A 12,059-nucleotide genomic window follows, 5' to 3' on the forward strand; every position below is an offset into this window, starting at 1 on the left:
CAATGAAGGGGGTTATTTTAGCAGGAGGGAAAGGGACGCGTTTACGTCCGTTAACATGTAACCTTCCCAAGCCCATGTTGCCTCTACTACAAAAGCCAGTGATGGAATATAGTATTGAACTATTGAAAGAGCATGGTATTCGAGAAATTGCTATTACTGTTCAATATATGAGTTCCGTTATTCAAAATTATTTTGGTGATGGTAGTAAATGGGGAGTAAAGCTCTATTATTTTGAAGACACTCCTCCTCTTGGTACGGCGGGGAGTGTAAAACAAGCAGAGAAGTTTTTAGATGAGCCATTTGTTGTGATTAGCGGAGATGCGCTAACAGATTTTCAGCTGTCAAAAGGGATTGATTTTCATAACAGTCATAACGGAATAGTTACAATGTTTGTAAAAGAAGTAGCTAATCCGTTATCGTATGGATTAGTTGTAACAAATCAGTGTCATGAAGTTATTAAATATATTGAAAAGCCAAGCTGGAACGAAGTAATTTCCAATACAGTAAACACTGGTATTTATATTATGAACCCCGAGATTTTTTCTTATATTACACCTCATACGTTTTTTGATTTTAGTCATCATGTATTTCCTTTATTAGAAAACAAAGAAGCCATGTATGGATATGTAGCGGATGGATATTGGCTTGATATTGGAACATTTGCTCAATATCGTCAGGCGCAATTTGACTTGCTTACAAAGAAAGTTCATGTACCTATTCCATATACAGAAGTGTTGCCAATGGTATGGATTGGCGAAGATGTAACAATTGAAAAAGGAACAAAGATCCACGGTCCTGCTTTTATTGGTGAAGGAACAACAATACAAACAGGAGCTGTTATTGAGCCGTATTCTATTATCGGTAAGCATAGCATGATTTCTGCATATACTCGTCTTCAAAAAAGTATTTTACTCCCCCATACGTACATAGGAAAGCAATGTGAGTTGCTTGGAACAACAGTTGGGGCAAGTACAATTATTGAAGATGGAGTTACTTTATTTGAAAAGAGTGTTGTGGCTGATCAATGTCGAATTGGACGGAATGTAGTGATCAAGGCGAAGGGAAAAGTATGGCCAGAGAAAGTGGTTGAAAACAGTACAATTATTGCTTCATCTGGAATTAGAGAGCATGAAAATATTTCGTGTTTTCTGCAGAAAAGTCGTATGTGTGGAAGAAGTAATTTAGATATTACACCGCAAGTTGTTGTGAAATTGGCAATGGCATACGGTTCTTTATTAGAAGAAGGAGGAAATTTGCTGATTGGCAGCAGTGCACATGCAGAAGTAGAAATGTTTAAACATATTTTTTTACATGCTGTTCATACAGTGGGATTGCATACAATGGAATGCCAAGAAATAAATGAGTCTTGTTTTCGATATGCGGTCGGGCAAACAAATGTCGTTGGCGGTGTGTATTTTTATAAGGGGCAAGATGAGAAACTAGTCATTCAATTTTATAATGAAGAAGGAATGGGATTAACATATAAAAAGCAAAAAGAAATAGAAAATTTGTATATGGCGGAGTCATTTCGATATGTCGATTGTAAAAAAATCGGGAATAACGAAGTCATACATGTTTGTTCAAAAATGTATATTGAATCTGCTCTGCAATTAATAGATGTACCAGCTATAAAAAAACAAACATTCCATCTTCTTATAAATAAGTGCGATGAAATGTTTCAGTCTTTGTTACTATCTTTTTTACAGAAAATTGGCTGCACAGTAACGTGGATATATGCGGCTGAGAAAAAGAGCATATTAAGTCATTAATGAAATCGAGTCAAGCAGATATGGCTATTATGTTTCGGGAACAGGGAAATACATTTGAGTTATATGATTCTTATGGGAATATTTACAAAAATACAAATTGTGAGGAGATTGATATTCCAAATTTATTATTTGAAAAAGATGAATGTGTCTATCCGGTATCATTAAAGTTAGGAGAATGTTATCTTCTTTTTTATATGCAGAATGAAAATAAGCAATTATTGCAAATGAGATGGCAGCAAGATATTTTATTTCGAATTGGTAAATTATTGGAGTTAATTGTTCTTCAAGGGAAGACACTTCCGGCAATGTTAGAGCAATATCCACCACTTTACTTATTATGTGACGAGGTAGTTTGTTCATGGAATGAGAAAGGAAAAGTGTTAGGGATGTTGCTTAGAGACATGGCACAGCGGGAGTTTGAGGTATTAGAGGGAATTAAGTTTACACATGCGGAAGAAGAGTGGTCCTATGTTGTTTCTGATGTAAATCAACCGAAATTTCTTGTGTATTCTCAAGCAAGAAATCCAGTCATAGCAAAGGAAAATATGAATACTCTTATAGAAAAAATTAGACAATATCAAAAGGTGTAGAATTTTTATTTTAAAAGTGGTATTATAGTATAGTCTGATTTAAGTTATTAGTGACTGGAGGGAAATAAGAATGCGTGTAAATATTACTCTAGCATGTACAGAATGCGGAGATCGTAACTATATCTCAAAGAAAAACAAACGTAACAACGCTGAGCGTCTTGAACTTAAAAAATATTGCAAGCGTGACAAGAAGTCTACGTTACACCGCGAAACAAAGTAAGCAGTAGGGATATTTTCCTACTGTTTCTTTTGTATATAGGGGGAATTTATGATGAAAGAAGAGAAAAAAGATTACGAAAAGAAATATTGCAGCGTATGAATGCTTTATCGGAAGAACAGTATACGACTTTATCAGCAAAAATTGCGGATTCTTTATATAAACAACGAGAATGGATTGAGGCAAAAACAATCGGGATTACACTTTCTATGGAACGTGAAGTAAATACATATGCAATTATTGAAAAGGCATGGGAAGAAGGGAAAGCAATTGTTGTCCCAAAATGTAATCGTGAAACGAGAACAATGACATTCCGCCAAATTACGAATTTTGAACAATTAGAAACGGTTTATATGAATTTACGAGAGCCAGATCCGTCTATAACAGAAGAGGTATCAACAGAGGAGATTGATTTACTTCTCGTGCCAGGTGTTGCGTTTACGCGAAAAGGAGAGCGGGTAGGATATGGCGGAGGATATTATGATCGTTATCTTGTGAACTATAAAGAGAAAACGCTATCATTAGTTTTTGATTTTCAAATTGTCTCTCATATCCCAGTTGAACCGTTTGATAAAACTGTACAAAAAATTATTACAGAAAAAGAAACGATCTCTATTTTGGAACTTATATAGGTCAATTATAAATTGACGATTCTTTTTCATGTTTATTATAATAAAATATGTGAACGTTTTCTTATTATGTTTTTATAGTAAGTGGACATAGAGGGTGAAAGAATGATATCTGTTTATGATATTCAACAATTATTAAAGAAATTTGGAACGATTATTTATACAGGAGACCGTGTTGCGGACTTACAATTAATGGGCGATGAGCTTCGTGAATTATATAAATCACAGCTGATTGAGCCAAAAGATTATCAAACTGCCTTATTTTTATTAAAGCAGGAAATTCAAAAAGAGATAAAGTGAAACTTCCATCAGTGTGGGGGGTATCCCCCACTGGTGGTTAGTTGAACCAATCGGGCGCATGTCAGCAGTTATTCCCCATCTATCTTCTTTGTTTCCTCAGAATCTTGAGGTGGGGGTCTTACTGGCCGCGATTAGCTGAAGAAATCGATGAAGGAAGGATAGTAAAATGGAAGAGAAATGGTTGGTTGGTGTTGATCTTGGTGGAACAACAATTAAGTTAGCGTTCATTAACATTTATGGTGAGTTTTTACATAAATGGGAAATTCCGACAAATATAAGTGAACAGGGAAAACATATTACACTTGATATTGCGAAAGCAATTGATAAAAAGTTAGAAGAATTAGGTGAGTTAAAAAGCAAATTAATCGGAATTGGGATGGGTGCCCCAGGGCCTGTTCATGTTGCTTCTGGAATGATTTATGAAGCAGTAAACTTAGGATGGAAAAACTATCCTCTTAAAGATTTATTGGAAGTAGAAACTGGTTTACCAGTTGTCGTTGATAATGATGCTAACATTGCAGCACTTGGAGAAATGTGGAAAGGTGCTGGAGAAGGTTCAAAGGATATTGTTTGTATGACACTTGGAACAGGTGTTGGTGGCGGTGTCATCACAAATGGTGAAATCGTACATGGTGTAAGCGGAGCAGCTGGTGAAATTGGTCATATTACAGTTGTAACAGAAAATGGCTTTGCTTGTAATTGCGGGAAATCAGGATGCTTAGAAACGGTTTCTTCAGCAACTGGTATTGTACGCATTGCGATGCAAAAAATGCAGGAAACAGATGAAGCAAGTGTACTACGTTCGATGCTAGAACAAGAAGGAAGCATTACATCGAAAGACGTGTTTGATGCACTTGCACAAGGTGATATATTAGCAGCGAAAATAGTAGACAAAGTTGCTTCTTATTTAGGATTAGCGGTGGCAAACCTTTCTAGTACATTAAATCCAGAAAAAATTGTTATTGGTGGTGGCGTATCAAAAGCAGGTGATGCATTGCTGCAACCAATTCAACGCTATTTCGAAAGATATGCATTTTCACGTGCTGTTAAAAGCACAAAACTAGCAATTGCGACACTTGGAAATGATGCTGGAGTAATCGGCGGTGCTTGGCTTGTGAAAAAGTATATTTATGAAGCAAAGTAAAGTGAATCTTTATATGTGTTGAAGGCTAACAAAATGAATAATCTTTTGCGAGCATAATAAGAAAAAGGAAGGGGGATCCCTTCCTTTTTGCATATGCTAGAAATCATGATGTATGTAGAGAGTTTAGACAAGTTGCTTAATGTGTTGGTGGATAGCCATTATTTATAAAGGTCATGACTGTAAACCAACCGAAAACAAGTACAGTTGCAACGGAAAAACCTCCAGCAAGAAGGTTCTTATCTCGCAACGTTTTAAGAGAAGAGTATACACCTAACAGAGTGACTAACGCAAAAATAATAACAAGACCCATACATATCCCCCTCTACTCTCTCATTTTTGCTTGAGTTTTTGTAATATTTTTTCATTTTTATTGTACATGTTTTCCATATTGTTGTCGAGGTATCGTTTCTTTTCTTATGAGAAGAAAATGTTGTATGATGAAAATGAGTGTAACGACTGGAGGAGATTAAGAGTGAATTGGATTCAAATGCCGTTAGGCACACTGCAAACAAATGCGTATATTTTAAGTAATGATCAAAAAGAATGTATTATTTTTGATCCAGGTAGTGAAGGGGAAAAACTTATAAATTATGTAAAGAAAGAACAGTTAAAGCCATTAGCTATTTTATTAACACACGCACATTTCGATCACATTGGTGCGGTAGATGAAGTACGTACTGCTTTTCAAATTCCGGTTTATGTTCATCAAGAGGAGGCTGATTGGCTAGGAGATGCTACTTGTAATGGCTCGCAAATTTTTATGATGAATCGTAGTATTACGGCAAAACCTGCGGACCACATTATCGAGGAAGAAGGAGTATTAACAATTGGTTCGTTTTCATTTGATATGTATGAAACACCAGGTCATTCACCAGGAAGTATTTCGTACTATTGCAAAGAAGCAAATGCTGTATTCTCCGGAGATGTATTATTTCAAATGAGCATTGGCCGTACTGATTTGCCAGGAGGCAGTTTCCAAGAATTAATCATGAGTATTGAAGAGAAGTTATTTGTACTGCCGGATGATACAAAAGTGTTATGTGGACATGGCCCAGAAACAACAATTGGTTTTGAAAAAGAAAATAATCCATTTTTACAATAAGGGGTACGAGGATGGAACACGTTCTAAAACAAGCAATGGAAAAAGAAATAGATCAGTCTATTTCTTATAGTACATATATGAGCCTTGCATTATATGACGCAAACAATGGCTATTATATGAAAGAACGTGAAAAAATTGGAAGGCAAGGAGATTTTTTTACAAGCAGTAATGTGTCTTCTGTTTATGCAAAAACATTTGCTCATTTTTTTATTCAGCTTGTGAAATCAGAAGTTGTTTCACCGCATATATGTGAAATTGGTGGTGGAACAGGAAGATTTGCGTATGACATGTTACAAGAGTGGCAAACGATATCTCCTGATACGTTTGAAAATATGCAATATTCAATTATAGAGGTGAGTCCGTTTCATAGAGAGTTGCAGAAACAACAACTTATTTCTTTTTCAAATGTTTCGCAATATGCATCCTATGAGGAATTGGGAGCTTCCTTTACAGGAATTGTTTTTTCAAATGAGTTGTTTGACGCGTTTCCTGTAGAAGTGATAGAGAAACGAGAAAGAATGTTATATGAAGTACGTGTAAAGTATAACAGTGAAGGTAGACTTGTTGAAGTATTGCGACCGCTGGATAGTGAAAGTGTTATAAAGTATTTGCAAAGACATCAAATTTCACTATATGAAGGACAACGATTTGAAGTACCGTTACAAATGAATGATTATGTAAAACAGCTGACAAGTTGGCTGCAAGAAGGATTGCTTATAACGATAGATTATGGTTATACAAATGAAGAATGGGCGCATCCAGCTCATCGTGAAGGAAGCCTACGAAGCTATTATAGGCATCAAATGATTCCTGATCCTCTTCAATTTCCAGGAGAGATGGATATAACAACTCATATTCATTGGGATGCCTTGAAGACAGTTGGAGAAGAGAAAGGATTACAAACAGTATGGCATACGAAGCAAAGAGAATTTTTGCTAGCTGCAGGTATTTTAGAACAGCTTGTAAATCATGAAGATCGTAATCCGTTTTCTGATAAGCAAAAGAAAAATCGTGCGATTCGTTCTATGATTTTACAAGGTGGTATAGGTGATGCTTTTGATGTTGTGATTCAGCAAAAGGGGATTTCGTGTTTAAACTTAGAGCATTATCTACATATTTTTTCATAAGACAAGGCGCAGAGTGAAACTCTGTGCCTTGTTTTGTAGGTTAATACGACGTTTTGTTTAGGATTATGTAGTATTTATATTTTTTCTCATGATATATATTTATATTAAAGATATGAGATTAAAAATATACAATACACCCTGTTTTTATTTAAATACCCCTAACCTAGTAATACGCGAACTAATTGAATAATCGTTTCATTTTCTACTTTGTAGTAAATTTCTAGCCCTTTTCTTTCGCTCGAAACAATCTTAGCGCTTTTTAATTTTGCTAAATGTTGGGAAATTGTAGATTGGGGCATGTTTAAACCTGTATACATTGTAGAAACGTTACTTGGACCTCGTTCAATCAATCCTTTTACAATACATAAACGAACTGGATGAGCAAGTACTTTCAATAATTCCGCATTATTTTCATACAATTCTAATTCCTTTTGAAAGGTTTCTAACATATTCTTTTCCACCTCCATGCGTGCTGTTATACCATAATATACATAACAAAATTTTAAAGCAAAGAAAACAGTTGTTGCAAAAAAAATGCCCTAAAGTAAAGAAACTGTAAGAAAAGAGAACATGGTGTAAATAAATTAGATAATTTTGGACGTTTTTCCAATGAGGTAAATCAAGGTTTGTAGATTGAAATAACGGATATTTTTGTTCTTAATAAAAAACATTTTCATTTATGTCACAATTTTACCATATTTTATTTTTCTTTCAATATTATAATTGAAAATTTTTGGAATAATTAGAAAAGGAGTTAAATATATCAATCTAGAAATTAATAAGGATGGAAAGAAGGGATAGTCATGTGGATAGAATTTTTAGGAACAGGCGGAGCCACACCGATTCCGAGACCAGGGAGTTATAGCAAAGTAAGCAAAGAGGCGAGGGAAAAAGGTTTACCATATAGTAGAATGGGACCAAGTGTTTTTATTCACGATCTTCATTTATTAATTGATACACCAGAAGAAATACGATTGCAATTAGAGAGATCTCACATTTCAAAAGTAGAAGCCGGGATTTACTCACATTGGCATCCTGATCATACGATGGGCCGGAGAATTTGGGAAACGATGGCGTTTGAAACGAACAAAGCTTGGGCTACTACTGTGTATGTACCAGAGCAAGTGGCAGAAGATATGAAAAAATTTCTAGGATCGTGGGATCATCTGCAATTTATGCAGCAACAAGGATGGATTGATTTAATCGTATTACGAGATGAGCAATCTTTCGTGAAAAATAAAGTGAAAGTTACTCCGTTTCGTTTACATGAACAATATGTGTATGCGTTTTTATTAGAAGAAAAAGAAAAGCGGGTATTGATTGCAATGGATGAATTATATAAATGGGAACCACCCGCTCACCTAATTGGTAATTTAGATGTAGCTATTTTGCCGATGGGAATCGTCGAGTTTGATTGGAAGACGAAAGAGCAAATAAGAGACCGTGCTTTTATTGAACGTATACGCGAGGCGACGTTTGAAGATACGCTAGAAGTAGCGAAGCAATTACAAGCAAAACATACAATCATTACGCACATTGAAGAAGTAGATAATCTTGGATATGACGAACTGAAAGAAATCGAAGCTGAATTGCGGGCAGAAGGTATGAATATAACGTTTGCTTACGATACGATGCAGATTGAAGTGTAATCATTTTAGAAGTGATATGATATTCGGGATGGGAAACAGAAAAGAGGAAATTTTCATGCGAATATTCCGACAATGGAATCAAGAAGATAGTGATTATATTAGACGAAAAGTTATAGAATATAATGCTTCACAACTGCCAGATGAAATAAAAACTTCTCTTGAAAATGTAAGCTTTATGGTAAAAGATGAAGAGGGAAATATAGTAGGTGGCATAACAGGAACAATATTTTGGTATCACATGCATATTGATTTCCTTTGGATAGAAGACAAATTACGTCATCAAGGATATGGGACTAAATTACTACATAAGATTGAGGAGATTGCAAAAGAAAAGAAATGTAGACTCATTATGCTTGATACTTTTAGTTTTCAAGCCCCTGAATTCTATAAGAGACATGGCTATAAGGAATTCGGTCTCCTTAAGGATCACCCGAAAGGATTCAGCCAACACTTTTTAGAAAAAAGGTTAGAAGTGTAACTTCCGATAACGAGAGATATGTGAAAAAAGTTCCTTCAATCTTCTGAAGGAACTTTTTGAGTTTTTGAGATACAGTGCCTGTCGATCCAATATGGTAATTTTACCAGAATCTCATATGAAACACTTTTTAGTCTATAGCTATTTTTTCACAGACCAATATTTGATTTTATAGTTTAAAACATTTTTTATGAAGCATGAAGGCCTTTTGTATAATCACTATTAATATTTATATAGGTTTCTCATTAAGAAATAACAGCCTCTCCTACATACGTAAGTGCATACTCAAAATCTGCAATTAAATCATCTGCATTTTCTAATCCAACAGATAAGCGCAGTAGTGAATTTGAAATACCTCGTTTTTCGCGTTCTTCTTGTGACATAGCAGCGTGCGACATTTTTGCTGGATACGAAAGAATCGATTCAACAGCACCTAAACTAACGGCGAATACCGGAAGCTGAATATGTGCTAGAAATTGGCGTAGTGCATTTTCAGATTCTAGTGAAAAGGAAAGAACTGCTCCTGCTGATTTTGCCTGAGCGTGCTGCGTTTCATATCCGGCGTGGGACGGTAATCCAGGATAGTAGATATCTTTAATTTTTGGATGCCTTTGCAAATAATCTGCAATTTTTTCAGCGCTTCGTGAAGAGTGTTCTAAGCGAACGTTTAATGTTTTTAAGCCGCGAAGGACGAGGGAACAATCTTGCGGTCCTAATATAGCTCCAAAAGAATTTTGTAAAAAGCCAACTTTCTTTGCAAGTTCTTCATCTTTTACGACTGCCAATCCGGCGGTAACATCGCTATGACCTGCAAGAAATTTTGTTGCACTATGGAGAACAATATCAGCCCCAAGTTCTAACGGTTGTTGAAATAGTGGTGTTAAAAATGTATTATCAACAAAAGTGAGCGCTCCAACAGATTTGGCAAGCTCACAAACAGCTTTAATATCTGTCACTTTTAATAATGGATTTGATGGCGTTTCAACATAAAAAACTTTTGTATTCGGCTGAATCTTTCGTTCTACTTCTTCTAAATTTGTCATGTCAACGAATGTGTGAGAAACGCCGTAACGAGAGAGAACTTCAGTTACAATTCGATATGTGCCCCCGTATACGTCTTCAGAAATAAGGACATGATCTCCTTGTGATAAAAGAAGAAAAGTTGTTGAAATAGCAGCCATACCAGATGAGAAGGCAAACCCTTTACTTCCCCCTCTAGTAAAGTAATCATCTCCTCAAGAGCTTCGCGCGTTGGATTTCCAGAGCGACTATAATTATATTTTCCAAATGTATCTACATCAAATTGATGAAACGTGGATGTGTTATAAACAGGAACATTGACAGCTCCAGTTTGTTTGTCATGCTTAAAACGATTATGGAGTAAAAGCGTATCTATGGAATAACTCATATTCTCACTCCTTCTTTTACTTGTTTGAGTGCTTGCTGTAAGTCTTGAATTAAATCATCTTGATTCTCGATTCCTACGGAAAAACGGAGCAGACGATTACAAACGCCGCGGGCAGTGCGAATGTCTTCTGGTATATCAGCATGTGTTTGTGTTGCTGGGTATGTAATGAAGCTTTCTACGCCGCCAAGACTTTCTGCAAACGTAATAAGAGAAAGAGATTGTAAGAACGGATCAATCCATGCTTCTTTTTCAGTTTAAAAGAGATCATACCGCCTTTTCCCGGATAAAACACATCGGTTATAGATTCTTCCCCTTGTAAATAGGCAACAATTGCTTTTGCGTTTTCTTCATGTTGCCTCATACGAAGCGCTAATGTTTTCATGCCGCGTATTAAAAGCCAAGAATCAAATGGGCTTAACACAGCTCCAGATGCATTATGATAGTGAGCGAGTTCCTGACATAACTTTGTACCTTTAGCAACGACAAGTCCGCTTAATACATCGTTATGACCGCCTAAATATTTTGTAGCACTATGCAGGACAATGTCAGCTCCGGTTGTTAATGGTTGTTGTAAATACGGTGTGTAGAATGTGTTATCAACAATAAGTAGCAAGTTATGACGTTTTGCAACGGTAGCAACTGCTGCGATGTCCGTTACTTGCATAAGTGGGTTTGTTGGTGTTTCTATGAAAATTGCTTTTGTATTTGGTGAAATTGCTTTTTCAATTTCTTGTATATGCTGCGTATCTACGTATCTACATCGAACATCCCATTTTTGTTCGTGCTCTGTAAATAAACGATATGTTCCGCCGTATAAATCTTCAGATACAATAAGTTCGTCACCAGATCGGAATAGTGAAAGGACAAGAAGAACAGCAGCCATTCCTGAGCTACAGGCATAGCCTTGCTCTCCTTGCTCTAAGTCAGTGATTGCGCGCTCTAATAGAAGACGTGTTGGGTTTCCTGTTCGGGAATAATCAAACCCTGTTGACCTTCCAATTCCTTCGTGACGGTACGCAGTGGAGAAGTAAACGGGTGGATTGACTGCTCCTGTTGTTGTTTCACTGCGATTTCCAATTTGGGCAAGCTTCGTTTCAATTGTAGACATAATAGAATTCCTCCTTATACAAAATAAAAAAGCCTTCTAAGAAGAAGGCTTATATATGACGAATATAGTCTTCTTCTTATCTGTCAAATCATTTCTCAATTTGCTGGAATTAGCACCTTATTAACAAATAAAAAGCTTGTTAATGGTTGCTGAGGCGTCAATGGGCCAGTCCCTCGACCTCTCTCGATAAGAATTCGAAATATGAAGTTTTTTATTATGTTTTTTTACTTTACAACAAATTTAGAAAGAAGCGCAACTATATTTTGAATAATTTTATTTTTCTTTATTTTCGTTGACTTTCTCACTTCAACATGCTAAATTAATGAAAAAATTAACAAAGATTGTTAATGGGTGAACGGATGATGTTTACTTTTAGCATTCACAATAGAATGAAACTCTTATCAAGAGTGGTGGAGGGAAAGGCCCTGTGAAACCCAGCAACCTTCAAACAACATGTTTGAGACGGTGCTAAGACCTGCAGAACAAATTGTTCTGAATGATAAGAGGAGGATGAAATGCTGTCCCCCTCTTCATTGAGAAG

Annotated in this window: 10 protein-coding genes, 3 pseudogenes and 2 riboswitches; of the genes and pseudogenes, 9 read left to right on the forward strand and 4 right to left on the reverse strand. The window is 36.0% G+C overall.

Annotated features, from left to right (window positions below):
* Nucleotides 1-2: 2 nt before the first annotated feature.
* The 5 genes and pseudogenes from ACEWFJ_RS07300 (at nt 3) to ACEWFJ_RS07320 (ending at nt 4,649) form a co-directional block, all read left to right on the forward strand.
* Nucleotides 3-2,359, forward strand: a pseudogene (locus ACEWFJ_RS07300) (sugar phosphate nucleotidyltransferase).
* Between the two features lie 70 nt (nt 2,360-2,429).
* Complete coding sequence (rpmG, locus tag ACEWFJ_RS07305) at nt 2,430-2,579, forward strand: 50S ribosomal protein L33 (RefSeq protein ID WP_012095458.1); 150 nt, start codon at nt 2,430-2,432, stop codon at nt 2,577-2,579.
* 95 nt (nt 2,580-2,674) lie between these two features.
* The gene (locus ACEWFJ_RS07310; protein WP_473692385.1) at nt 2,675-3,208 is read left to right on the forward strand and encodes a 5-formyltetrahydrofolate cyclo-ligase; all 534 of its coding nucleotides are present in this window, start codon (nt 2,675-2,677) and stop codon (nt 3,206-3,208) included.
* Nucleotides 3,209-3,310: 102 nt separating this feature from the next.
* Complete coding sequence (locus tag ACEWFJ_RS07315; RefSeq protein ID WP_141524992.1) at nt 3,311-3,505, forward strand: YqgQ family protein; 195 nt, start codon at nt 3,311-3,313, stop codon at nt 3,503-3,505.
* Nucleotides 3,506-3,671: 166 nt separating this feature from the next.
* Complete coding sequence (locus ACEWFJ_RS07320) at nt 3,672-4,649, forward strand: ROK family glucokinase (RefSeq protein WP_473691320.1); 978 nt, start codon at nt 3,672-3,674, stop codon at nt 4,647-4,649.
* Nucleotides 4,650-4,785: 136 nt separating this feature from the next.
* On the opposite strand, the gene ACEWFJ_RS07325 is transcribed toward ACEWFJ_RS07320, so the two are convergent.
* A complete protein-coding gene (locus ACEWFJ_RS07325) occupies nt 4,786-4,959 on the reverse strand; it encodes a DUF2759 domain-containing protein (RefSeq protein WP_098307766.1) in 174 nt (57 codons plus the stop codon).
* 162 nt (nt 4,960-5,121) lie between these two features.
* On the opposite strand from ACEWFJ_RS07325, the gene ACEWFJ_RS07330 reads away from it, so the two are divergent.
* Nucleotides 5,122-5,751, forward strand: a complete 630-nt coding sequence (locus tag ACEWFJ_RS07330) for an MBL fold metallo-hydrolase (protein WP_473691322.1) — start codon at nt 5,122-5,124, stop codon at nt 5,749-5,751.
* Between the two features lie 11 nt (nt 5,752-5,762).
* On the forward strand, nt 5,763-6,878 hold the full coding sequence (locus tag ACEWFJ_RS07335) for a class I SAM-dependent methyltransferase (RefSeq protein ID WP_473691324.1): 1,116 nt from the start codon (nt 5,763-5,765) through the stop codon (nt 6,876-6,878).
* Nucleotides 6,879-7,036: 158 nt separating this feature from the next.
* On the opposite strand, the gene ACEWFJ_RS07340 is transcribed toward ACEWFJ_RS07335, so the two are convergent.
* Nucleotides 7,037-7,327: an ArsR/SmtB family transcription factor gene (locus ACEWFJ_RS07340; RefSeq protein ID WP_000894376.1), complete on the reverse strand. Its 291-nt coding sequence runs from the start codon at nt 7,325-7,327 to the stop codon at nt 7,037-7,039.
* 354 nt (nt 7,328-7,681) lie between these two features.
* On the opposite strand from ACEWFJ_RS07340, the gene ACEWFJ_RS07345 reads away from it, so the two are divergent.
* A complete protein-coding gene (locus tag ACEWFJ_RS07345) occupies nt 7,682-8,527 on the forward strand; it encodes an MBL fold metallo-hydrolase (RefSeq protein ID WP_473691327.1) in 846 nt (281 codons plus the stop codon).
* A gap of 55 nt (nt 8,528-8,582) precedes the next feature.
* Entirely contained in the window at nt 8,583-9,005 is a 423-nt protein-coding gene (locus tag ACEWFJ_RS07350) for a GNAT family N-acetyltransferase (protein ID WP_473691329.1), read from the forward strand.
* Between the two features lie 242 nt (nt 9,006-9,247).
* Here ACEWFJ_RS07350 and metC read toward each other — a convergent pair.
* Together metC and ACEWFJ_RS07360 are read right to left on the reverse strand one after the other, a co-directional pair.
* A pseudogene (gene metC / locus ACEWFJ_RS07355) lies at nt 9,248-10,410 on the reverse strand (cystathionine beta-lyase).
* Nucleotides 10,407-11,518, reverse strand: a pseudogene (locus ACEWFJ_RS07360) (methionine biosynthesis PLP-dependent protein). The pseudogenes metC and ACEWFJ_RS07360 overlap by 4 nt, the downstream one beginning before the upstream one ends.
* Nucleotides 11,519-11,591: 73 nt before the next feature.
* Nucleotides 11,592-11,711: riboswitch (SAM riboswitch) on the reverse strand.
* Nucleotides 11,712-11,913: 202 nt separating this feature from the next.
* A riboswitch (SAM riboswitch) is annotated at nt 11,914-12,024 on the forward strand.
* Nucleotides 12,025-12,059: the final 35 nt, after the last annotated feature.

This window comes from Bacillus sp. EA-CB0995, assembly GCF_055814245.1.